The sequence below is a fragment of the Flagellimonas abyssi genome (assembly GCF_019457905.1).
Lineage (GTDB): Bacteria > Bacteroidota > Bacteroidia > Flavobacteriales > Flavobacteriaceae > Flagellimonas > Flagellimonas abyssi.
Genome location: NZ_JAHZSV010000001.1, coordinates 184117 through 209658, shown reverse-complemented (window position 1 = coordinate 209658; position 25542 = coordinate 184117). Strand labels below are relative to the sequence as shown.

18 protein-coding genes are annotated in these 25542 nt (G+C 41.0%); 10 read left to right on the top strand and 8 right to left on the bottom strand.

The features are described 5' to 3' along the window. Window positions 1-78: 78 nt before the first annotated feature. Both K1F36_RS00920 and K1F36_RS00915 read left to right on the top strand, forming a co-directional pair. Window positions 79-858, top strand: coding sequence for a hypothetical protein (locus K1F36_RS00920; RefSeq protein ID WP_220112121.1), 780 nt, complete (start codon window positions 79-81; stop codon window positions 856-858). Between the two features lie 12 nt (window positions 859-870). Continuing rightward, complete coding sequence (locus tag K1F36_RS00915) at window positions 871-1224, top strand: hypothetical protein (protein WP_176619987.1); 354 nt, start codon at window positions 871-873, stop codon at window positions 1222-1224. Window positions 1225-1640: 416 nt separating this feature from the next. Here the strand turns inward: K1F36_RS00915 and K1F36_RS00910 are convergent, their stop codons facing one another. Further along, entirely contained in the window at window positions 1641-2504 is an 864-nt protein-coding gene (locus K1F36_RS00910) for a sigma-70 family RNA polymerase sigma factor (RefSeq protein WP_100818963.1), read from the bottom strand. A 240-nt stretch (window positions 2505-2744) separates the two neighbouring features. On the opposite strand from K1F36_RS00910, the gene K1F36_RS00905 reads away from it, so the two are divergent. Further along, window positions 2745-4256, top strand: a complete 1512-nt coding sequence (locus K1F36_RS00905; RefSeq protein ID WP_220112120.1) for a DEAD/DEAH box helicase — start codon at window positions 2745-2747, stop codon at window positions 4254-4256. A gap of 62 nt (window positions 4257-4318) precedes the next feature. Next, window positions 4319-5560 carry a glycosyltransferase gene (locus tag K1F36_RS00900; protein ID WP_220112119.1) on the top strand — a complete coding sequence of 414 codons (1242 nt, stop codon included), beginning with the start codon at window positions 4319-4321 and terminating at the stop codon, window positions 5558-5560. Here the strand turns inward: K1F36_RS00900 and K1F36_RS00895 are convergent. The 5 genes from K1F36_RS00895 to K1F36_RS00875 form a co-directional block, all read right to left on the bottom strand. Then, a complete protein-coding gene (locus tag K1F36_RS00895; RefSeq protein WP_220112118.1) occupies window positions 5557-6597 on the bottom strand; it encodes an agmatine deiminase family protein in 1041 nt (346 codons plus the stop codon). The genes K1F36_RS00900 and K1F36_RS00895 overlap by 4 nt on opposite strands. 1 nt (window position 6598) lies before the next feature. Further along, window positions 6599-7486 carry a carbon-nitrogen hydrolase gene (locus tag K1F36_RS00890; RefSeq protein ID WP_220112117.1) on the bottom strand — a complete coding sequence of 296 codons (888 nt, stop codon included), beginning with the start codon at window positions 7484-7486 and terminating at the stop codon, window positions 6599-6601. Between the two features lie 60 nt (window positions 7487-7546). Continuing rightward, window positions 7547-9301, bottom strand: a complete 1755-nt coding sequence (locus tag K1F36_RS00885) for a serine hydrolase (RefSeq protein WP_220112116.1) — start codon at window positions 9299-9301, stop codon at window positions 7547-7549. Window positions 9302-9567: 266 nt separating this feature from the next. Then, window positions 9568-10152: a porin family protein gene (locus K1F36_RS00880; protein ID WP_220112115.1), complete on the bottom strand. Its 585-nt coding sequence runs from the start codon at window positions 10150-10152 to the stop codon at window positions 9568-9570. A 188-nt stretch (window positions 10153-10340) separates the two neighbouring features. Then, on the bottom strand, window positions 10341-12536 hold the full coding sequence (locus K1F36_RS00875) for a transferrin receptor-like dimerization domain-containing protein (RefSeq protein ID WP_220112114.1): 2196 nt from the start codon (window positions 12534-12536) through the stop codon (window positions 10341-10343). A 126-nt stretch (window positions 12537-12662) separates the two neighbouring features. On the opposite strand from K1F36_RS00875, the gene K1F36_RS00870 reads away from it, so the two are divergent. The 4 genes from K1F36_RS00870 to K1F36_RS00855 are packed head-to-tail and all read left to right on the top strand — an operon-like array spanning window position 12663 to window position 15543. After that, entirely contained in the window at window positions 12663-13244 is a 582-nt protein-coding gene (locus K1F36_RS00870) for a YdeI/OmpD-associated family protein (protein WP_220112113.1), read from the top strand. Window positions 13245-13267: 23 nt separating this feature from the next. Beyond that, on the top strand, window positions 13268-13612 hold the full coding sequence (locus K1F36_RS00865) for a VOC family protein (RefSeq protein WP_220112112.1): 345 nt from the start codon (window positions 13268-13270) through the stop codon (window positions 13610-13612). Continuing rightward, on the top strand, window positions 13609-14229 hold the full coding sequence (locus K1F36_RS00860; RefSeq protein WP_220112111.1) for a YdeI/OmpD-associated family protein: 621 nt from the start codon (window positions 13609-13611) through the stop codon (window positions 14227-14229). The genes K1F36_RS00865 and K1F36_RS00860 overlap by 4 nt, the downstream gene beginning before the upstream one ends. A 36-nt stretch (window positions 14230-14265) precedes the next feature. Beyond that, window positions 14266-15543: an aminotransferase class V-fold PLP-dependent enzyme gene (locus K1F36_RS00855; protein ID WP_220112110.1), complete on the top strand. Its 1278-nt coding sequence runs from the start codon at window positions 14266-14268 to the stop codon at window positions 15541-15543. 122 nt (window positions 15544-15665) lie between these two features. On the opposite strand, the gene K1F36_RS00850 is transcribed toward K1F36_RS00855, so the two are convergent. Next, window positions 15666-17738 carry a DUF3857 domain-containing transglutaminase family protein gene (locus tag K1F36_RS00850; RefSeq protein ID WP_220112109.1) on the bottom strand — a complete coding sequence of 691 codons (2073 nt, stop codon included), beginning with the start codon at window positions 17736-17738 and terminating at the stop codon, window positions 15666-15668. A gap of 195 nt (window positions 17739-17933) precedes the next feature. Here K1F36_RS00850 and K1F36_RS00845 point away from each other — a divergent pair, with 195 nt between their 5' ends. Together K1F36_RS00845 and K1F36_RS00840 are read left to right on the top strand one after the other, a co-directional pair. Next, window positions 17934-19949, top strand: coding sequence for a M13 family metallopeptidase (locus tag K1F36_RS00845; protein ID WP_220112108.1), 2016 nt, complete (start codon window positions 17934-17936; stop codon window positions 19947-19949). A gap of 285 nt (window positions 19950-20234) precedes the next feature. Then, the gene (locus K1F36_RS00840; protein ID WP_220112107.1) at window positions 20235-21929 is read left to right on the top strand and encodes a leucine-rich repeat domain-containing protein; all 1695 of its coding nucleotides are present in this window, start codon (window positions 20235-20237) and stop codon (window positions 21927-21929) included. Between the two features lie 71 nt (window positions 21930-22000). Here K1F36_RS00840 and K1F36_RS00835 read toward each other — a convergent pair whose 3' ends face one another. Beyond that, window positions 22001-25390: an amidohydrolase family protein gene (locus K1F36_RS00835; protein WP_220112106.1), complete on the bottom strand. Its 3390-nt coding sequence runs from the start codon at window positions 25388-25390 to the stop codon at window positions 22001-22003. Window positions 25391-25542: the final 152 nt, after the last annotated feature.

Here is a 25542-nt window from a genome sequence, read left to right as displayed (position 1 = left end):
ATGCTACGGAACAATAAATTGTAATCCCTCAGTTTAATCGACATTTTTAATGTGATTAATAACCATTAACGCAAAAAATTGGGAACACGCGAATTGTTAACGTATCTGGAAAAGCTTGAAATAGGTTTGAGTTCTTTTTCTTATGAAGAATTGGGAGTAGTTGAGGCTGGAGAACTTAAAAAGACTTTTGAAATGTTCAAGTTTGGACTTGAAAGCAAAGTTTTTGGGATTTCCGAAATGAAGCAGCTCGAAGACCTATACAAAAATGTAGGCATCCAAGGCCCTGATAGCAAATCGTTTACTGCCCCAAATGATAGTGAAATTTTGATGCTTTTAAAGTCTTTGGAGGATACAAATCTTTCTGAACCACAAAAAAGTATTGTGGAAGAGATTAAAAAAAGGATACAGAACATACAAGAGAAGCCTCAGGATCAGAATAAAAACACAGAACGTATGTCTACCGATTTTGAATTTATTGAGAAGAGCCTTCAAGCTGGTTTTTCTTCCCAAAAGATTGATCTCCAACCTGTTTTGGAGGATTGCATGGGGCAAATTGAACTGTTGGAAGAGTTGGTGCGCATGTTCAAACAAAACATTTTTGAGTTTGTCGGAAGTGCCAAAGTCAATCTAATAAACGAAAATTATACAGAGCTCGAGCTTTCCTGTCAAAAAATAATGCCTTCGTTGCGTATGATGAAGACATCAGGGCTTTTGGAAGTGACCCAACAAATTTCAAGGTTGTGCAAAACGGATAGGGATAAAAAGCACCTTGACTTTTTGTACGATCAATTTCTCCAGGAATATCCACGCATTCAAGAGCAAATAGATTTTGAAATGGAAATATTCCGCGCAATCTAATACACAGTCAAGATGGAAAACAACCAACTGCCCGAATACCTCCAAAGCATATTTTATCCGTTGTTCCAGCATACGGAAGACTTGGAGTGCCAATTAATGTTATTGGATGAAATGTTGAAGGTAGGGGATAGGAAAGAGATTCCCTTCCTTTCTGAATTGGAATCCCATCACAATCCGAAAATCAGTAACAAGGCTTTTGCCGTTAAAAACGAACTGCAGTCAAAATTGGGCGTGTTGTCCGATGCGGAACGACGAAGATTGCCCATGAACCTTTGTTTTATTTATGACGAGTTCAATATTAGGCCGAGCAAAATAGACAACGAACTTGATTTTGAAGTTGAACTCGACATTTTAAATATGAAATAAAAATATTTCACTCCATAATTTGATATGTTCACCACAATTTGTGAAAGTAACATAATGTTATGTATGAAACTGCGTTATACCTAAAAAACCCCCGAACCAAAACCAAAGATTACCATGTTATACGATACCTACGGAGAAGAGTACTTAGCCTTTTTACAAGAACTAAACGAAATTTTGACGGTAAACGAACTTGCCGAACTTGATTACCTATAGTTAGCCAACAACCCAAAACTTGTTACCATGAAAAACCCTAACAAAGAAAACGCCGCTTACTTGAATTTTATTCAAGATTTGAAAGACATGCTCACCGACTTTGATATTAGTCTTTTGAGCAAGCAATGATGTTTAAGTGTATATCATGGAAAAGGGGATGTTGTAAAAAAACGTCCCCTTTTCTATTTATTGACTGTCTTGACTTATCCAAGATAGGACTTCAAAATTTTACTTTTTGATGTATGTCTTAATTTTCTGATTGCCTTCTCCCGAATCTGACGTACACGTTCCCTGGTCAAATCGAAAGTGCTTCCAATTTCCTCCAAGGTCATGGATGGTTGGTCACCTATACCGTAATACAGGCGTACCACATCGGCTTCTCTTGGCGATAATGTATCCAAAGCCCTGTTTATTTCTGTGTTCAGAGACTGATGCATCAGCCCTTTGTCAGGTTTTGGAGAGTCCCCGGCATTAAGAACATCGTATAGATTGGAAGTTTCACCTTCCTTTAATGGCGCATCCATAGATACATGTCTACCTGTATTTTTTAATGACTGCTTTACCTCGGAAACCGTCATGTCCAATTCTTTGGCAATCTCCTCTGGGGACGGCGGACGCTCATGGGCTTGCTCTAGATAGGAAAATGTCTTTTTTATTTTATTTATTGACCCAATTTTGTTCAATGGCAAACGTACCACACGGGACTGCTCCGCCAAAGCTTGCAGAATGGACTGGCGAATCCACCAAACAGCATAGGAAATAAATTTAAACCCACGGGTTTCATCAAAACGCTTGGCTGCTTTTACCAATCCAACATTTCCTTCATTGATCAAATCTGGGAGCTTCAACCCTTGGTTCTGGTACTGTTTTGCAACGGATACCACAAACCTTAGGTTTGCATTGGTCAATTTTTCCAAAGCAGCTTGGTCTCCGGCCCTGATCTTCTGTGCTAGCTCAACTTCTTCCTGCGCGGTGATCAAATCGATTTTACTGATATCCTGCAAGTATTTGTCAAGTGATTTGGATTCCCGGTTCGTGACCTGTTTGATGATTTTTAGCTGCCTCATTCTTGTATCTGGTTTACTAGTGTTATAAACTATCATTATACATTATAATATGCATTTTTCCAAGTCCTAAATGTTATTGTTATCAAAATGTTATGAGCAGATAAGCTATTCACAAAAAAAGGAGTGATATTTTAATTGTTAATACAATTTTGATAGAAAAGCCAAGAAGGATTGGTCTCAAGCGCAAAAAACCCCTAATTTTGTAGGGTTTTTTATTTAACAATCCATAACGCATTCCCTTTGGAGGTAAACAAAAAAGTCAAGAAGAAAACATTATACGGTTATCAGGAAGAAGACCTGAACAAAATTTTCACCCAACTGGACGAGCTTCCGGAGGGTACCAACATTTTGTACCAACTACCAACCGGAGGCGGAAAAACAGTGGTGTTTTCTGAAATCACCCGCAGGTTTATTGAGCAGACCGGAAAAAAGGTAATGGTACTCACACACCGGATAGAACTTAGCAAACAAACTTCCAAAATGCTCAAGGGATTTGGAGTAGCCAACAAAGTCATCAACAGTGAAGTTAAAGAGCTTTATGATCAAGACGATTATATGTGCTTTGTTGCCATGGTGGAAACCTTGAACAACCGTTTACAGGAAGAAAAAGTCAAAATCAACAATATTGGCTTGGTCATTATCGATGAAGCCCACTACAATTCCTTTAGGAAACTCTTTAAATATTTTGATAAGTCCACCATTTTGGGCGTAACGGCAACCCCGTTGAGTTCCAACATTAAACTCCCGATGAAGGACAATTACAAGCATTTGATCATTGGGGAGTCCATACAATCGTTGATCGATAAAAATTTCTTGGCCAAGGCCAATCTTTACAATTACGATGTCAGCCTACGTACCCTAAAACTGGGCATCAATGGGGACTATACCGTAAAATCTTCCGATGAATTCTACAGTGCCCACAGTATGCTCGGCAAACTGCTCACAGCATACGAAGAAATAGCCAAGGGTACAAAAACATTGATTTTTAACAACGGGATCAACACTTCCCTATACGTTTACGAGACCTTTAAAAAGGCAGGCTATAACGTTAGGCACTTGGACAATAAAAACACGGCCACGGAGCGAAAGGATATCCTCGAGTGGTTTGCAGAAACACCGGATGCTATCCTGACATCTGTGAGTATTCTTACCACAGGTTTTGATGAACCTACGGTTGAGAGCATTATTTTGAACAGGGCCACAAGGTCACTTACCCTGTATTTCCAAATGATCGGTAGAGGTTCTAGGGTTCTTCCGAACAAGAATGAGTTCAACGTAATCGATATGGGTAACAATATTGCACGTTTTGGCCCTTGGGATGCACCGGTGGATTGGCAGGAAATTTTTCTTTTTCCTGACTTTTATTTGGAGAACATTAAAAATGATGAGGAAATCGAGCGTGATTTTGTTTATGAGATGCCAGATGAGCTTCGTGCCAAATTCAGTAACTCGAACAACATCACCTTTGATGTAAAAGAAGAATATAAAAAGATTTTCGCGCAGGGCAAAAAATCAAAATTGGTCCTTGAAAAAAGTATTGAGCAGCACGCCCAAATATGCGTGGAAAACAGTGAGGATGTATTCGATGCCCGAATTTTGGCCAAAGAGCTCAAAGATGAAATCCAGTACCGAGTAAAGCAGTATTCCTACTGCATCATGAACAACACAAAAAACTACAAAGAGTGGCTGGAGGAGGATTATGAACGTAAATTGCGTTCGAGTATTTCCAAAATGTTTGCGGCCAAAATGTAAATCTAGATTATTGGATTCTCACTTAGTACTTTTACCCTTTACCCATGTACCTGTAATTTAGTATGTCAAAAAAACTCCTTGTCATTGGGTCTGTATGGCCAGAGCCGACCACTACTGCTGCCGGCTGTCGTATGCAACAATTGTTGGGAGCATTTTTAAGATTTGGTTACAACATCACCTTTGCGAGCACGGCAAGCAGAACAGAGTATAGTCTGGATTTAGAAAAAATCGGAGTCACCGAAGTCACCATTCAACTCAACCATTCCAGTTTTGATGATTTTATTAAAAAACTTTTGCCCAACATTGTCATTTTTGACCGCTTTATGGTTGAAGAGCAATTTGGATGGCGAGTCGCTGAATTTGCCCCAAAAGCGTTACGCATCCTGAATACAGAAGATCTACATGCCTTACGAAAGGCTAGGGAAGAAGCTTATAGAAAACAAAGACCCTTTGTGACCGATGATTGGAAAAACCACCCAATGACCTTACGGGAAACAGCCAGTATCTATCGTTGTGACCTTAGCTTAATAATTTCCACTTATGAAATGGAAATTTTACAAAAAGAACTTCATATTCCATCGGAGTTGCTCATGCATTTACCTTTTATGGTTGATGTTTCGACCATATCCAAAGAAAAGTTTATCCCTTTTGATGATAGAAAAGGCTTCATAAGCATTGGTAACGGCAAGCATGCACCAAATGTCGATGCCATTAAAGTTCTAAAGCAAGAGATATGGCCTAGCATACGAAAAGAATTACCTGATGCTGAAATTCACATTTATGGTGCATACTTACCACAACAAGTAAGTCAAATGCACCATCCTAAATCAGGGTTTTATGTGAAAGGATGGACCGAAAATGTGGATATCGTACTCAATAGCGCAAAAGTACTGTTGGCACCCTTGCAGTTTGGAGCCGGCATAAAGGGGAAACTAATAGATGCCATGCGAACAGGAACACCCAGCGTAACTACCACGGTAGGAGCGGAAGGTATGCACAAAGACCTTCCCTGGAACGGCGCAATCACAAATAACTGGAAAGCGTTCGCCCAAATTTCCGTGAAACTTCACCAAAGCAAAGATTTGTGGGAGACAGCTCAAGAGCAAGGGCTTGAACTTCTTCAAACTATTTATAGCAGAGCATTTTTACAAGACCTACTGGAAGAGCGTGTAAACCAAATACGCAGCGTGTTGGAAACTCACCGTGAACAAAATTTCATTGGAAAGTTGCTGCAACATCAAACCATGATGAGCACTAAGTACATGGCGAAATGGATTGAGGCAAAGAATAAAGGTTGTACCTAAACTGGTATTTGCTGACTTAGACAGTGTAAAGTTCCGAATCCCCATATTAAATCAATGGCATTTATTGGGATTACTTCTCTACCCTTGAATACCTCTGACAAGATATTCAAAGCTTCACGATCACGACTATCATTAAAGGTTGGCACCAAAACAGCTTTGTTCAAAATCAAGAAATTGGCATAACTTGCTGGTAATTCCAAACCATCGAATTCCAAGCGATGGGGCATTGGCAGCTTTATAATCCTAGGTGATTTTCCATTTTCCAACCTCGCCTGCTTCAAACGCTTTAAATTTTCTTGTAGCGGAACATAATTGGCTGCTTTTGGGTCATTTTCAACCACGGTGACAATAGTTTCTTCATTTACAAATCGAGCTAAATCATCAATGTGTCCGTGCGTATCATCACCTTTGATACCATCTTTCAACCATATGGTATGGGTAACACCAAAATACTCCTTAAAAATGGCCTCATAATCTTCTTTGGTAAAGCCTTTGTTTCTAACCTGAACCTTAGGGTCCAAAAGGCATTCTTCGGTAGTGATCAATGTGCCCTTACCATTCACATCGATGGCTCCGCCTTCCAAAACAATGGACTTGCCTTTATAGACTGCCTTTTCAACAGGAATATTTAGAAAATCCGAGACCTTTTTGGGCACGTGTTTATCCAGCTTATAATTGGTATATTTTGCCCAACCATTAAAGTTAAAGTTGATCGCTTTCCGTTTCTTTCCATTTTTGACGATTATGGGGCCGGAGTCCCTCATCCAACTCCGGTTGGTCTTGTGCACGATAAAGGAAACTTTCTCCATGTTAACGTGTGCCGTGCACAACATAACATCCACTTTATCCTGAAGCTTTTTTGATGACACCACAAGAATCACCTTTTCAAATTGCGAAACTTTTTTGATGAATTCCACAAAGGCCCATTGAATGGCTCCGTATTTACCTGGCCAATCGTTACCATTATGTGGGAAACAAAGCAAAATGCCCTCTTGCTTTTCCCATTCTGCGGGAAATACCCAATTTTCCTTCTTCATATTAGTCGATGGCACGTTTGGTAATGGATCCGTACATATCGATACGCCTGTCCCTGAGGAACGGCCAATTTTGCCTTACATTTTCCTGAAGATCCAAATCTACTTCGGCCATTAATATTTCTTCCTGATCATTGGATGCTTGCGCCAAGATCTCTCCTTGGGGGCCACAAATAAAGGAGGATCCCCAAAATTCGATACCATTAGTGTCCGGAAGATATTTTTCAAGCCCGATTCGGTTGGCGGCGGCCACATAGACCCCATTTGCAACGGCATGTCCTTTCATTACATTCATCCAAGCACCGTGCTGCTTTTCACCAAATTCCTCTTTTTCCTGGGGATGCCAACCAATGGCAGTAGGGTAGAAGAGTACTTCCGCTCCTTGTAAAGCCGTTAATCTTGCCGCTTCCGGATACCACTGGTCCCAACAGATCAAGGTGCCGATATTTCCTTTTTTGGTCGGAATGTTCTTGAACCCGAGATCTCCTGGGGTGAAATAGAATTTTTCATAGAAATGTGGATCGTCTGGAATGTGCATTTTGCGATATAGTCCGGCCTCTGTTCCATCCGTATCGATTATGTAGGCACTGTTATGGTACACTCCGGCCATTCGTTTTTCAAAAAACGGAACTATTATGACCACACCGAGTTCTTTTGCCAACGCACTGAACGCCTTGAAAGAAGTGCCATAAAGTGGTTCCGCTAACGCAAAGTTCTCCGTGTCCTCGCTCTGGCAAAAATAATGGCTGCTGTACAGCTCGGGCAACAAAATGACCTCAGCTCCTTTACTCGCTGCCTTTTTTACCCACTCGGTACATTTGACCAAATTGTTCTCCGGAGTATTGTTCAGGTTTAATTGTATTACTGATATGATGTACTTTTTTTTTGCCATACTCTTCTGAAAAATTCTATTATGTTCTAGTAAAGATACTTGTAATGTTATAAAAGTGGGTCATTTTTTATCGTACGGAATATAATTTTCCCACTCCCAGGGTGTGTAAGTATCCATCAAAATAACCTCTAGTAATTCCTTGAAGATACTGTTCCCGTTCTCAAAATTGGTCATAATCATTATTCCTTTTCCGGTTTCTGGAAATAAAACGGAATGGTGTACAAATCCGCTTCCATGACCTTCCTTAAAAACTGCTTTGCCATATGGTGTTTCAAAATAGCCCCAACCCAATCCATAGCCTAGGTTGATATCGTCATATTTATCCGTGATTTTGCCTTCACCCTCATAAAATTGTTTTTCTGTTCTGATACGAATATGTGGGGTGAAAATTTCTTCGTAGGATTCCTTACTGATCAATTCTTGGTTGAACACAGCGGTAAGAAATTTGGTGTAATCTTCGGCAGTCGTCTCCAGAGTACCTCCGCCCCGGGGTTCATTGTCCTTATCCTTTTTAAGTGCTTTCGCATTTTCATCGTGGCCCAATGCAAAATCCTTGTCAAATCTGGTTTTCCACTCGTAGGCGGAATTTTTCATGCCCAGAGGCTCAAATATATTTTCCTGGGCCAACTGCTCCAGACCTTTGCCGGTCAATTTTTCCAGTACTACTTGTAAATAAATGAAGCCTTCACCACTATAACCAAACTTGGTACCCGGTTCCCAATGCGTTCGTAATTTATAATCCTCTTCGAACCATCGGTAATTTTTAAAACCTGTGGTGTGGGCCAGACACATTCTAGCGGTTATTTTGGTGTAGAGCGAATCTTCCTTTAAGCTAGAAAAATCATCGTGCCAACTTGTTTGGGGTTCGTATTCATATAGTTTTTGTGGCAAGTAAGATTCAAGTGGCGTATCCAAATCGATAACACCCTGCTCCACCAATTTCATCACCAAAACACCAAATACCGCTTTGCTAAAGGAGGCCCCATAAATGTTGGTGGAATCGGTCAATGGAATACGGTTTGGATAATCTTTATAACCAAAAACTTTTTGATAGACGGGTTGGTTATCGTTAAAAACTGATATGGCAATACCATATATTTTGGCACCATCCATCAATTGGTGGATTTTGGCGGTTACAGAGTCCTTGGTTATCACAGAACCGTCCAAACGTTCAATGGTTTCTTGCTTTTGAACAGTACAACTGCCCAGTAGCGTCATACCTATCAAAGCCATCAAAACAAATGTTCTGCTTTTCTTCAATCTGATAAATGGAATGGAGAACGGATAATAACATTTATTTTTTTGCACTACATAAACGATGTTGAACAGCATTATTCCAATACAAATCGGTACCACTGAAATGAAAATGAAAAAGCCCCACTTTTCAATAGTCAGTAAGCTTATAAAAGACAAAATCGCAAGTATCAATACGGTAATTTGAAAATTAATGACCTTGATGCCATGTTCATTGTACACAGGGTTATCTTCCCGCTTGTGGATCCACAAAAAAAGTGGAATCAACACATTTAATAGTGGTAAGATCAACCCGGCCAAAGGTGTTGCATGCATCAAGAGTAACCATTTCTTTTTTACGGTTTCTTCTTTTGGATCATCCAAAGCAACAAGTTCATCCACTTCAATATCCAGGGCAATGGCCAAAAGTTTGATGGTATTTAGATGTGGGGAGACCTCTTCCTTTTCTATTCGTTGGATGGTTCGGACGGTTACATTGGTTCTGTCTGCTAGTTCTTCTTGCGAGTAACCTTTAATTTTTCTTTGATATTTTAATCGTTCCCCGATTGATGAATTGTTCATGATATATGATTTTTAGTTCGGGAACAAAGTTATCGGAGCGTACAGGACAGCGCCACGACATTTAGATGTCACCTTAGTGTCATACCCTATAAAACTGTACCTCTTGAGCATTATTTTGAATACAGTTGAGTTTTGTAGATGAATTACCTGAAAGAATAAAATTACCCAACAAATGATTTATTAAAGCATTTTAAGCAAAAAAAACTCCATCTAAGCGAATAGATGAAGTTTCCCATTTTCTTTTTCAATTTTTTTATACAGTTCTTTTAGAACATAAATCCAAGACCTGCGGACCATACGGAGTTATGTACGTCTACATCCTCGATCATCTCGGAAAAACCATAAGAATATCTTCCTTGAATAAAGAATCCTGATGGGAATTTATATTCTACACCAGCTGTTCCCTGAAAATCAAAGCTGTTTATGGAATCCGAATCAAAATCACCAGAATCCTCTCCTGGATTAAAATCAAGTTCTTCGTTCACTTTAAAACCGAACTGTGGTCCACCGTGAATGTTAAGTCCATCTGCTATATAAAACTTTAAAAGCACAGGAACTTGTATATAGTCTACCTGAAATTGCGCATCTGGGGTATCCGGTTCATCGGTAATATCAAAACCTTGTGCAGAGTAAAAAACCTCTGGCTGCAACGACACATGGTCGGATAAAGGAGCTTCGGCCAAAAGACCCAAGTAAAAGGATGTCCTTGAATCGGGGCTGTCAAAATCGTCACCGGCCACGGTTGCAAAATTGGCACCACCACGCACTCCTAGTTGTACATTGTTCGTATTCTGGGCAAAAGTGGTAAATCCTATAAACAGGACACCTAATAAAATCAAATTCTTTTTCATGATATAAATATTTTGGGGTTTCTAATCCATCACGAAAGTAGAATGCGAGTTGTTTTTGAATTAATTCATACCAAGAAATTATTGACGCTAAAGGTCAGGCAACTAATTTTTAACTCAAGAAATGCGGCATAAATACAACAGGAGCTTGCACAATGGGGTCAGGTCTAGGTTTTTCAGGGAAAATCTAGCTACTGCACAATGCTGTTCAGTTTTTGTACCTGCGCATCAAAAGCTTTTAGGGTGGTGGCCAATACCCCAATTTGTTCCTGTGCTTCTTTCCATTCCTTCTGTTCGATGGCCTCGCGCACGCCTGGAAGTGTTTTTACCCCATACCCTGTGTAAAATCCAGGGGCATAAATCTGGTGCTTGAACCAATCTCTACGGGGCAGACCCTTATCCTGCAGCAATACCTGCTCCAAGCCCATCAACTTTTCGTTCAGTTGCGCCTTTTTGGCGCTGGACAAAGCAAGTACATCGGCCTTGGAAAAGGTCTCGATACTTTTTTTTAGTTCGGCCACCACATTTTGGATGGGGGAGAAGTCCAAATAGGGCACTTCTTCCTTCATTTTTGCGGGTGCTACGGGTTTTTTGGGGTCCATGGTCAGTTGGTAGGCATCTGATGCGACCAGTTTGTTGTGTTTTTCCACCTCGGCACGCATATCCTCCAAGGTTTTCATCACCTCGCCCAAATAGCCTTCGATGGTACTGTGCCACTGGGTAAGTTCAAACGGTAAAACCTCGGCATTTGCCAAACGCAAAGAGATACGTCCTGCGGTATTTGCCAAGGCAACACCGTATTGGAACCCAGGATCTTTAAAACGGGTGTAGTGGGAGTAAGTATCGTAAATGGTGTGGTATTCACCACCAGAACCTTCACCACCGTAGCCCAAGTTCAACGAGGCGATACCGGTATGTTGGATAAACGGCGTATAGTCCGAACCGGAACCCAAGGCGGACAGCTTAAACGAGTTGTCGCCTCCACGCATTACATTGGCCGCTTTGCGACGCTCCGCAACGGAAACCCCTTTTTGTGGGTCGGTCACCGCATTTGCCACTTGGCTTACCATAGCCTCCAACGAGTGGGAACCTCCAGCACCCAAATAACCGCGGCTGTTGCCATCGGTATTGATGTAGGCCACGGCCTTTTCTTTCAATTCGGGAATATGTTCCTCCACCCATTCGGTGGACCCGATCAGTCCAGGTTCTTCGGCATCCCAGGCACAGTACACCAAGGTACGTTTTGGTTTTTTGCCTTCTTTGGCCAATTGGGCCACCACGCGGGCCTCTTCCATTAAAGCGACCATACCACTGATGGGGTCGCTGGCACCGTGTACCCAAGCATCGTGGTGGTTTCCACGAATCACCCACTCGTCAGGGAATTCATTTCCTTCCCAAGTGGCGATTAAGTTGTGGGCCGGTTTCAATTGCCAGTCAAACTCCAATTTTAAGTGCACTTTGGCCGGTCCAGGGCCAATATGATAGGTAATTGGCAATCCACCTCTCCAGTTGGATGGTGCAACAGGGCCTTCCAAAGCGGCCAACAACGGCTGTGCATCTTCGTAGGAAATGGGCAACACAGGAATCTTCGTGATTGTTGGTGCATCTTCACGGTCCAAACGCTTGGCATCCTTAGTCGCGGCATAGCCGGGAGTCAACACATCGCCAGGATATAACGGCATGTCCATTACGGAACCACGCTGCACACCGGTTTTGTTCTTGTACGGTCCTTTTGGGTATACATCGCCTTGGTAATAGCCATCATCCATAGGGTCGGAGTAGATAATACAACCAATGGCGCCCTTTTCGGCCGCCAATTTTGGTTTAATGCCTCGCCAAGAACCTTGGTACTTCGCAATCACTATTTTTCCTTTTACATCGATGCCCAATTTTTCGAGCTCTTCGTAGTCGCTTGGGATTCCGTAGTTCACGAACACCAAATTGGCCTCTACATCGCCATCGGTAGAGAACGCATTGTAGCTGGGCAACAATTTATCACCTTGGGCGGTGTACGGGTCGCCCTCAACAGGAACGGCCTCCAATTTGGCAGCGTATTGGGTTGGGCCTGTTAATTCCAGTACCCTTACTTTTGGATAGGGAAAAAGCACGTGGTAGGTGTCTATCTTGGTTTTGTAGCCCCAAGATTTGAACTGTTTTTCCATCCATTTTACGTTCTTTTCGCCATATTCGGTACCTACCCAGTGGGGTTCGGCGGCCATGAGCTTCATCCATTCGTCCAAATTTTCGGCGGAAAGTTGTTTTTCGTATTCGGCTTCGAGTTTGGCCTGTTCCTGCGAAGCTTTTTCACTGAACCCAATAATTTTGTCCTGGGCAGAGACACTGACTACTCCTAAAAGTAGAAGTAGGGGAAGTAATTTATTTTTCATTGTTTTGAATTAGCTCCCTAAATTTAAGGGTTTGATTAAAGTAAATGAAAGAAAAAGAGATGAACCTGTATCGAATTTTCAAAGAATTTACATTTTCTTTGAAAGGAAACCTCAAAAATAAATATCATGAACCCAAAAGTTGATTTCTTTTTTGAAAAGCCATCCCAATGGCAAAATGCATTCAGGGAATTGCGAAGAATTGCGCTCGACACGGGTTTGACCGAAGAGCTTAAATGGGGCAAGCCCTGCTATACCTTGAATAGCAACAATATTTTTTTGATGCATGGTTTTAAGGAATATTGCGCTTTGCTTTTTCATAAAGGAGTCTTGTTGAAGGATACAGAACATATTTTGGTGCAGCAGACCGAGAATGTGCAATCAGCACGCCAGATTAGGTTTACTGATGTTGAAGAAATTATAAAACAAGAAAAAATTCTAAAGGCTTATATCTATGAAGCTATTGAGGTGGAAAAAGCAGGTTTGGAAGTAAAACTAAAAAAGACCTCCGAGTTTAATATGCCCGAAGAGCTTCAGAAAAAAATGGATTCGGATACAGAGTTTAAATCAGCATTTAAGGCATTGACGCCGGGTCGACAACGCGGGTATATGCTCCATATTTCCCAAGCCAAACAATCCAAGACCAGAATAGCCAGAATTGAAAAATCCATTCCCAAAATTTTTGAGGGTAAAGGGTATAACGAACAGTAGTTTTAAAATAAATCCTTATAGCAATGCGTAGAATTGTTCCCAACATCCATTCCAATGACCTAGAAGCAAGCAAATTGTTTTATATGGATTTTCTAGGGATGGAATTGGTGATGGATATTGGATGGGTCATAACATTTGCCTCCAAAGAAAATCCAACGGCACAAATCAATATCTTTAAGGATGACAAGTCCATAGTTGACGAATCCTTTATATCCATTGAGGTGCCCAACGTGGATAAATTGTACGAGCAGGCCCAGGAAAATGAATTCGGTATAGTTTACGAATTAAGGAACGAAAGTTGGGGCGTACGCCGATTCTTTGTAAAAGACCCCAATGGGGCCACAATTAATCTTTTGACACACTTATGAATCCCAAAATTGACTCGTATTTGCAGGAAGGATGCGGTAGATGTTCGCTGGTCGGCACACCGGATTGTAAGGTGCATACTTGGCAAGAGGAACTCAAATATCTCAGACAGCTTGTTTTGAGCTGTGGATTAACGGAGGAATTAAAATGGAGCGTGCCCTGTTACACCCATAATAGCCATGTGATAGTAATGATGGCGGCCTTTAAAGAAAATGCAACCCTTAGTTTTTTCAAGGGAGCACTCTTAAAGGATGAAAATGGAATTTTGAAAAAACCGGGGAAAAATTCTCAAGCGGGCAGGGTAATCCGGTTTACCAATATTGAAGAGATAATTGCATTGGAGGATGTGTTGAAAACATACATTTTTGAAGCACTGGAAATTGATGAACAGGGCAAAAAAGTAGCCTATAAAAGTATTGGGGATTATAAGGTGCCGAAAGAATTCCAAGAACGTTTGGATGCCGATGCAGATTTGAAAGAAGCATTCCAAGCATTGACACCCGGAAGGCAAAAAGGTTATTTGCTCTATTTTTCCGGGGCCAAACAATCCAAGACCCGTGACTCCCGTGTAGAAAAGTATATACCGAAAATAATGAAAGGTCTCGGTTTTCATGACTGAAAAGCAACAAACAATTAACCCATAACCAACCCAACCATGACGCAACGCAGAAAATTTTTAAAACAAGGCACGGCAGCCATGATGTCGCTCCCGTTTATTTCTTTTGACCCCCAAAAAGATTGGTCCATCGAACCCCTAAAAGTCAATGCCCCCAAAGATGAAGCGTATTGGGGAATGGTACGCAAGCAATTTCCCCTAAAAGAAGGCCAGACCTACTTCAACAACGGCACCATGGGGCCAACACCGGGATATGTGTTGGACAAAATGTTCGACCATATGATGCATTGGAACGTGGAAGCTGCCACCGTAGATTATAAAAATGGCTCCGGCCCCGAATTGTTGACAGGTTATTTTCCGTATGAAGAGCTTCGCACCAAATTGGGCAAAATCATCAATTGCAATTTTAAGGAAATCTCCCTGACCCAAAATGCCACTTTTGGCATGAACTACGTAGGGATGGGCCTTAATTTACAAAAAGGTGACGAACTTCTCAATACCAACCAAGAGCATGGTGGTGGTTTTGGGGCTTGGCAATTGTTGGCCAAACGAAAAGGCTGTGTATACAAACAGGCCACCATGCCCGAACCTGCCAATGACCCACAGGAAATTGTGGATGCCATTTTTAAAGAGGTTACGCCAAATACCAAGGTGATAGCCGTACCTCACATAATTTCAGGATTTGGAACGGTAATGCCCGTTAAGGAAATCTGTGCCGAGGCAAAAAAGCGTGGCATTTTTACCGTTTTGGATGGTGCTCAATGCGTGGGGCAGATACCCGTGGATGTAAAGGACATTGGCTGTGATGCGTATTACTCCAGTTTGCACAAATGGTTGTTGGCACCTTCAGGAAGTGGATTGTTGTACATTAATAAAGATGTGGTAGGGGATATCTGGACCACCATTGCCAGCTATAATTGGGACAATCAAGATGATCATGGTTTCCGTTTGATGCAAAACGGAACAGGTAATGCAGGACTAATGGCCGGGTATGATGCCGCTGTGGATTTCTTCAATACCGTAGGTCATGATGTGTGGTTGGACCGTGTGAAGGAACTCGGCAAATACCTGCGTGACGGTCTCAAGGAAATGGACCATGTTACATTCTATTCGTCCACTAATGAGGATATGGCGGCGGGAATCACCACCTACGGGGTTATAGGCATGAGTGGCCCTGACCTGCAAAAATATATGTGGGACAAGGAACGTTTACAGCCCCGTTCGGTAGGCAACGAAATGATACGGCATTCCGTTCATATTTATAATTCCAAAGAAGAAATAGATAGGGCTTTGATTCTTATTAAAGAACTGGCTTAGCAACTAACAGGTTAAGAATTTTGACATTTTGTAAATTGAGGCTTCCATCTCAATTGTATAATGTTTCACATGTGCTACCGATATGATTTTCAGTATTACAATTTTAACGTGTAATCATCCTATTAAGACGGATTAGCTGTTTTTCGTTTATTGTACCGGACAACAAAAATGACTATCAACGCTATCAATCCAACAGGGATAGCAATTATGATTCCAATACCAATGATGGTTCCTAAGGAGTAGCCCAAGGAGTAGGTTGAAGAAGTGAGGGTGTCATTGTTGGTAAATATAAGGTACCCGATGTTTTGATCCAATTTGACCATATCGTTGTAATAGGTGTCAAATCCCGAAACAGGAACATGGTCATTTTGATGTTTATAGTAATAGTCCAAATCAATGATTTTTTCCTTAGCATTATACTTGGAATTAAAATCATAATAAAAATAATCTGAATTAATAGTCACATTTTCAGGTTTAACCCTTATGGCCTCAGCTAATTTAACTTTAATATGTTCCTTTCGAACGAAAGGATAGGTAAGTGCATATGGTGTTAATCGTTGCAACTGGGTTGGCATACTCAAATTGGAGATTAATCCGTTGGGAAAGATGGATAAATTCATAGTGTTTGTCTTTTCTACGGATGGGCTCCAAATGGAGTCCAAATGATAACGCTCCAACAACAAGAATTCATTTTTGATGGTATCATCTTCAATGGTTGGTGGAGCCAAAGATGAAACTCTTCCATAATTATCAGTGTAATAAGACATCAGCTCCTGTTGAATAAGATCTTTACTGTTATTTCGAAATACGGAACGCATAAAATCTGCTTCACCTTCGTAATAATGCGTACGAACCTCTAGTTCAGCACCCAAACCATCTTTTTCCAAGGTGAAGGTGCTAAATGTTTCTATCATATTACTTCGAAAATCCGTTATGGTATCCAAGTCTGACATATTTTGGTCTAGCACCAAACCATATCTATAATCTGGAGTATAAGTATTGGCGTATGTGCCACCTTGGTCGGTAAGTGTTGGGTCGTACCATAAAGTTGAACCATTTTCGTCCACCACTTTTACAATACAATGATCAAATATTTTGGATGATGGCGTAAGATTTGATAATTCCTGTTTTAGGGAAGTATTTACCAATGTAGGGTGGGCCTCAATACCCATTTGGTTGAGCATGGTGGCGAAAAGAACACTTTTGTCCTTACAGTCACCGAAACGCTGTTCCATGACCTTGTTCGGAGGATTAGGTTTATATCCCCCTATACCCGAAGAAATGGAGAGGTATCTTACCTCATTTTGAACAAATGATAAAGCAGATTTGATGCGTTCCCCTTCCGTTTTATTGTTGGTCTCAATTTCAGAAATGGCTTGTTGAAGTTCTTGGCTCAAAGGTTCTTGAAACGTAAAAATATTTTTACCCCAATCGATGACTTGATCCCAAGAATCATATTCGGTAACCAAAACAGTTTCATTTTGGATATACCAAGACGGTGTTTGTTCCTCCATTAGTATTGCGGGAACATTTTTTTGAAACCATTTATAATGGTTTATGCCCCCTCTTTTCTTAAGGTCAGCCACCAAATCCGAATTGAGCATTTTATAATGCAATGGGTTTTTGGAAAAAACATGTGCTGAAATACGGTCTATAGGTTGGGTAGAATTCAAAACAAAACTAGTGGAGAACTTATTCTTTTGAATAGGGTTAAACCCCTTCACACTATAACTATAAATAACAATATCTCCAATTCTCACATCTGGAATATTCACAAAAGCAGAAATGGAACCATCATAAATATAACTTTCAGCATTGGTTTCACGTCGGGCGGTTTGAATATCCTGTTGATTTAATCTATTAATCCTTTTCCCATTTCTGATTACATCGATATGATGGAACCTTAATTCTTGGTAGCTGGGGTCGTAATCTGCAACAACACTGGAGATAGTTTGGATACCACTATACTCTACTGCCTTTGCTACATTTTTAATGTAAGCTTCCTCACGGTCAACATGTACTTGTTCGGTATACAATAGTACATGAGTACCTCCATAAAGGCTATTTTCAGGCGCTACTGCATTAGGGTTGTATTCTTCTTTAATTATCCAAGAAGGCTCTTTGGTAATTGAAACTTGACAGTAGGATAGATAAAAAGATAAAAATAGTATGATCAGGGCAATTGGCTTGTACATTTGGCTAGTTTGGTAATGGTTATGTTGCCCTAAAATAGCAAACAAATCCAATTAGTCAGAAATTTCTTGGCTCAAATAGTCCATAACCAAATATTTCACTCTTAAGTTTTTATAAATTCCTTAACTAATTTTTGGCATGCTTGTCAAAGAACAACTTTTGATAAATAGGTATATTTGAGTAAATTAACCAACCCTATGAAATACTCAATAAGAATGGCCCTCGCGGGCATGCTGTTGCTGTCTTGTCAACAGGAAAAAAAGCAAGAAGAAGAACCGTCCAAAATTGCGTTTACAGGAATCACGGAGTCCATAAAACCGGGCGACAATTTTTTCGACCATGTGAACAAAACATGGTACGATACAATCCAAATTGCCGATGATCAGGTCGGTGTAGGCTCCTATAGTTTCTTGAACATACCACAGCGCCAATTGCTGCAGAATATTTTGGAAGAAGTTTCATCCTCCGAGCATGAAAAAGGCACCGTGGAACAAAAAGTGGGGGATTTCTTTGCATCAGGGATGGATACGGCTACCCTTAACCAACGTGGATATGAACCCATAAAGCCTATTTTGGAAGAAATCGATGCCATTTCCAACAAAAATGAGTTGGTCGATTTTGTCACTGAACAAGTTTCCAAAGGAAATAACTCCATTATGGGACTACGTGTGGCACCTGATAACAAAAACAGTCAGATCAATATTTTACATGCCGGACAATCTGGTTTGGGGCTGCCGGACAGGGATTATTATTTTAAGACAGATGAATCAACAGTTGGCATTCAGGAAGCCTACAAAACCTATTTGGCAACCTTGTTCGATTTAACGGATATTGAAGATGGTACCGAAAAGGCAGAAACGGTGTACGATATAGAAAAACAACTGGCGGAATCGCATAAGACCCGTATCGAAAGAAGAGACCCACAGACCAACTATCATAAATTGGCGGTTTCTTCTATTACTGCATCAAACCCTAATATTGATTGGGCATCTATGCTTGCAAAATTGGAGTTAGAGGCAGATTCCATCAATGTGAGACAGCCCGCTTATTATGATAAGTTGGACAATTTGCTTGGAAGCCTTTCTGTGAATGATTGGAAAACCTACCTAAAGGCGCATACCTTGGACAATTACTCCAGATTTTTGAGCGTCCCTTTTGAAGATGCCCTGTTTGAATACAACAAAATTTTGTTGGGGCAGTCCGAACAACAATCAAGGGCACAGATCATGGCCCAACAGGTAGATAGGAATCTAGGCTTTGCCTTGGGACAATTGTACGTGAAACGATATTTTGATGAAGCCGCGAAGCAACGGGTATTGGATTTGGTAAATAATCTTCAAAAAGCCTTTGAAAACAGAATGTCCGAACTGGACTGGATGAGCGATAGCACCAAAACAAAGGCCAAGGAAAAATTGTATGCCATCACCAAAAAAATTGGATATCCAGATGTTTGGAGGGAATATGATGTTGAAATTGCAAGAGACCAATACTTTGAAAATGTGGTAGCCCTACAGGAAAATAATTACGAGTATAACGTCCAATACCTTAACAAGCCACCGAATAAAGATGCTTGGGGCACAACGCCATCAACTGTAACCGCGTATTACAATGCTTCTTTAAATGAGATTGTTTTCCCTGCTGGGATTCTACAGTTCCCTTATTTTGACATGGCCGCTGATGATGCGGTAAATTATGGAGGTATCGGAATGGTGATCGGTCACGAACTTACTCATGCGTTCGATGATAATGGTTCGCAATACGATGGCGAAGGAAACCTGAAAAACTGGTGGACCAAATCAGATTTGGAAAAATTTAAAGGCAAAACCCAACAATTGATAGATAGATATAGCTCGTTTACAGTGTTGGACACCGTTCACTTGAAAGGTGCGATGACCATTGGTGAGAACACGGCGGACAACGGGGGAATTGCAATCGCTTACGATGCCTTTAAAATGACGGAACAAGGGCAAGATACCGTTAAAATTGGCGGATACACACCTGATCAGCGGTTTTTTTTGTCCATTGCCCGTATTTGGCGTGTAAAAGTACGTGATGAATTTATGAGGAACTATGTGAATACCAATTCTCACTCTCCGGCCATCTGGAGGGTAAATGGTCCGTTAATGAATTTTACTCCGTTCTATGAGGCTTTTGATGTAAAGGAGGGGGAAGAAAACTATAAACCAGAAGAGGAAAGAATAAAGATCTGGTAAGAAATCATATTTTGATTAAAACATTAAAGCGCACCATTGGGTGCGCTTTTTTATTCAGGTATAGTAAGCATCTAGATGGATACATCGGTATTTTATCTGAAAAATACGGTGTTTCGCAACTAACCATTCCATATTTCAAAGAAAAATCCTACTTTTAGAAAGCACATAAAGTTATAATCAAAATCAACCTTAACCCTGACCTGTCCACCATCACGAGAGTATTTCTACACGGCAATCTTGCCCTCGATTCAATTTGCATATTAGGTTAAGTAACCTTCCTTTATCATGAAACAAACTTTCTATTTACTATTGATGTTCATTTTTATGGTTTCCTGCTCAGAGGACGAAGGTCCTATAGACCCCGAAGGGCCGGAAGAGCCACAAGCAGTGGAACAGGGAGGACAATCCTTTAGTATTTTAAATAAAGAAATAACGGCCAAAACTGCTCACGGTGTGGGGAAGGAATACGTACCAGTATATGCCTTTATAAGCATTGAGACCGACAATGGAGTCCAAGTACTCGACTTCGAAAAGTTAGATGTTCTTGTCCATGGAGATGGCTTTGTGACCGAAGAAGTTATGCTGGATCCGGGGAACTATAATTTAACTGAGTTTGTTCTAGTGGATTCCGATGATATAGTTGTAGCATTGGTACCTACAGCGACCTCGACCTTATCTCTGTTCTCGGGAACATCGTTGCCCTACAATTTTACGGTTCAGTCAGCGAATTCCGAAACCACAACCGTTGAAAATATTGGGGCGGATGGTTATTCATTTGTCGAATTTGGTTACGATGAAGCGGAACTGTCCTTCCCTGATTCCGAAGACTTTTTTACAATGACTGTTGATGATTCAGCGGTTCTTACCACCAAAACAATTGTTTTAAAATCATTGACCGGTTCAAAATATTCCATTGATTGGGGCGATGGAACCATTGAAGAGTATGTGTCTACCCTAAGTACAATTAATATTGAGAATGAGCTAGTTCATCAATACCAGGAGAACGGCATTTATGAAATAAAAGTAACTGGAGCTGTTGAGGTCATAGAATATTTAAGTTTTAACAACAGTGATCAAGGACAAAACTTTGAAAGCAATATCACATCCGCAGAAATCGATAAACTGATTTTGCTGAAAACATGCGAATTTTATGCAGGAGCACTGACATCATTGGACACTTCCAATAATATTGTGCTGGAAAAATTGAGTGTTGGTTATAATCAGATAACAAATTTGAATCTTTCGAATAATGTGAATTTAAAAACGCTTTGGGCGAGACATAACCGGTTGACTGAAATCGACGTCACTAAAAATATTGAGTTAGAGTATTTATCTATATACGGAAATCAAATTTCAATGCTTGATGTTTCCAATAATTCAAAGTTAAAAATACTAGAGGCAGAACAGAATAATTTAACCAGTGTGGATCTTACCAATAATCCAGTTCTGAAGCGAATTGATTTAAGTGATAATTCTATTTCAAATATTGATGTTTCCCAAAATTTAAAATTGCAGGAAATCAGTGTGGGGGCAAATAACCTTACAGAAATAGACCTTTCTGAAAATGTCATTTTGGAACGTATAGATTTATATGAAAATCAAATAAGTACGATAGACCTTTCTGCAAACCTAAACCTAAGGGCTTTATATATAGCCGATAATTTGTTGGACAATATAGATCTAAGCGCACTTAGTCGTTTTGAAAGATTGTCCATTCGCAACAATAATTTAACTGATTTGGATTTATCCAACAATCCCTTAGTGTCCCATCTTTACATAGGTGGCAACCAATTTATCGGTGAGAAATTGGATGAAATAATTTCAGGTGTTTATGATCATGTAATCCTAAATGCAACCAATAGTGGGTATATAGATTATCAATACAACCCAGGCACCGATTTGATTGATCAAACCACCATTGCTAAAATCAATGAATTAGCACTAGATTACGATTGGACATTCAACAACGATAATTTTTAAACGCAGTAGTAATTTGACAATAAAAAAGGCGCACCCATCTGTGCGCCTTTCATTTTTAAATTTAGGGTATTTTATTTTTTCATTCCTGGAACTCCTTCTGGTTTCTTCGTTTGCCAATGGAATGTCTCTGCTTCTTTTTTAACAGGAGCCACCTCATCTAACGTATCGGCATCGTATACCTTACCGTTTTTGATAACGTGGGTAATTGTGTTGGTATTTCGAATATCTTCCAACGGATTTTTATCCAAGATCAAAATATCCGCCAATTTACCTTCCTCGATACTACCCAAATCTCCGTCCAAACCAAGGGATTCTGCACCCAAAATAGTGGCAACTTTCAGTGCATCCATGCTTTTCATACCGCCACTGGCCACGGACCAGAGTTCCCAATGGTAACCCAACCCCTGTAACTGACCGTGGCTTCCAATGCCTCCGAGACCATCAGCTTCGACCAGATCTTTCATAAACTCGGCATGCTTTTGAAAAACATGTTCTTCGGGCATAAACCAAGCTCCTCTTCGTCTTGATTTTTGTGCCAATTCTTCATAGGGAGTAAAGTATTGTAGCTTTTTGTCATGGTACACGTCTTCGGTGGCATAATAATAGTTCTCCGCCCATGGTCCGCCGTAGGATACCAAAAGGGTAGGGGTGACCGCCATTTTGGATTCTGCAACGGATTGTACGACGTCATTATAAATTGGATAAATCGGGAACGAATGCTCATGTCCGGGATATCCATCTAACAATTGGGTCATGTTCAATTTAAAATCCAATCCACCTTCGGTAGTCGGCATCAATTTTAATTCTTTGGCCGCCATAATGATCCATTGGCGCATCTGTCGGTTCCCCACCAAATACATTTTTATGCTCTTGGTATCGTAGTACTCGCTGTATTGCTTTAGCACTTCCTTGGCATGTTCCAATGATTTTATTTTGTACGACCAATAGCCGACACCAGGCCCGGTGCTGTAGACCCGTGGTCCGTGCATCATCCCCGCATCAACCATATCGGAATAGGTCAATACATCGGTAGTGGCAGTTTGGGGATCTCTAGTGGTCGTAACCCCATACGCCAAGTTTGCTGAATAAATCCAAATCTGATTTTTATGGATGCCCCAGTTGGGCCACATGTGTGCGTGGGTGTCCACAAAGCCGGGGGTAACCGTCTTGCCCGTTGCATCAATCTCAACGGTACCGTTGGGAACATCTAGGGTGCCTGAGCTTCCGATGGCTTTTATTCTGTTGTTCTCGATAAGAATATCACCGTTCTCAATTACGGTGTCATCCTTCATTGTGATGATACGAGCTCCTTTTATCAGCACCGTACCCTCGGGAATATCTTTGGTATAACTAACCTTTACCTTGATTTCTTTAGCTTGATATCCTTTGTCTTCCTCTTTGTCCTCATCCTTTTCATCTTCTTCCTCATCATCTTCGCTCTCCTTTTTTAATTTTTCGGCTTCCTTTTTAGCAATTGCCACACTGTCAGCATATGCTTTGGCGGCCGGAAGATTATAAATAAAGTGACTGGCGCCCAAAGACCAATGCACATCTTTGCCATCACCGGACCATGCTGGGAATTCACCTCCCAACAGTGTCAATTTCATTGCAGGGAAGGCCGCTTTATCGGCATCTGCTACAGATACTTTTGGCGTTTTTCCGTATTTAGGAACAGTCACCGTGTAAATATCATTGTTGATTTTGGCCAAGGCCGTTGTGCCATCCGGAGAAATTTTGATTTCCGAAGGAGCAGATGATTTATCCTCTGGAGCTTGATTTTGTTCGGAGCCCGGTAAAATACTATGGCCTCCGTTTTCATCATGAAACCCAAAGGAAGAGGAACCGAAGGTAGTAATACCGCTAAGCGTAAGGTGTTCCTTTTGATCGGTGCCGTCCCATCGAATGGAAAGTAAATCTTTGTCCTTGTTCAAATAAATTCGGTCGTCCACTTTGGTGAAATGTGGGTTGGAACGACCTTCGGATTTATCTATCACCGTAATTTTTCCGCCTTCGGATGGAATCCATGCCAAATCTTCCTGCGCACCACTGGCACGAGGGCCAATTGCATCGCGATATACTTGCGCGGAACCCTTGGTAAATGCTATTCTATTGTTTTTGTAAGACCAAGCTGGATTGCTATAGATAGCCGACTCCTCCGTTAGTTTTTTAGAGCCTCCGCGTCCGTTTGCACTTACCTTGTACAAATAACCACCATCGGTTTCCCAAGAAGTGAAAACAATGCTCTCGCCATCTGGGGACCAAGCGGGTTGAGCTTCGGTAAAGTCGTTTTTTGTCAATCGTTTTGGTGTGCCATTGGGCAAATCCATCACATAAAGCCTGTTTAACGCCGTAAATGCAAGTTTGCTTCCATCGGGTGACGGAACCCCATCCCGGATTTGAGTCACAAAAGCCTCCTTGGTATCCTCAATGGGATATTTAAAGGATAATTGTGGGCCTAATTCAAGATTGACATCTACTTCAAAAGGTATCTCAACCGATGAATTCGAGTCGATATTTATACTGTATATTTTCCCTCCATAGCTTGCCACCAAGTTTTTGCTATCCGGAGTAAAGGCCATTCCAGGCAGTACGCCAAGTGGTGCAATGGATTCTTGCTCATCCCGTTGTACAGGATAGGCCAACCAACGCTCGTCACCATTTTCCAAATTGCGCAATACAAGTCCCGTCTCGGTCTCAAAACGGCTACCATATACCAACCATTTACCATTGGGCGAAAGCGTAGGGGTAAATGCGGAACCATATCGGGAGGTAACCAGGGAAACCCCACCATCCTCGGTATCGTACGTCCCTAATTGATATTGGGGTAATTGGGCGTTATAGTTCCATGCTCCCGTACGTCTCGAAAAATAAATGAGTTTTCCATCTGGCGAGAATTCTGGGTCAATGGCTTTCAGTTTTTCCGGTTCGGAGATAAGTTGTGCACCGCCTCCACCATCTTTGTGGTACATGTGCAGCTTGATGTTCCTGCGGCCCTTGGCACCAACAATATAGTCTCCATCCGGACTCCAGTCGGCCGAAAAGAAATTCTGATCACTGTCCTTGGTAATTTGTTTGGCTTCTTCTGACCCCAATTCCATGGTCCAGATATTATCGGACCCGCTTTTATCGGAAATAAAAACGATGGATTTTCCATCGGGGCTGAACCTCGGGTGGACATCATAGGCTATTCCTTCTGTAATCTGAGTTGCTTTGCCTCCTTGGATGGGAATGGTGTACAGGTCGCCCATCAAATCAAAAATGATGGTTTTGCCATCAGGGCTTACATCCAAAGAAATCCAAGTACCCTCTTTGGTGGTAAAAGAAATGGTTCTCTCCGGTTCAAGGGGCAGTTCTTCGGTTGCCTTTTTTGTGCTGTCCGCAACCTGCTCTTTATCCTGAGCAAAAGAAGAGGTACCCATAAAAACTATGGCACAGGCCAACAGATAGTAATTTTTTCTCATTGAGTTAGTTTATTGATGAATCAAGAGAACAAGGTATGAAAAAAAAGAAAGGATTTATTTATTTTAAAGCAGTTGTAGCATTTACCAAAGTAAACTGGATAAGCAGTTTGATAGAATTTTCCTTTGAGCTTTAATAACCGTTCAATAAATAA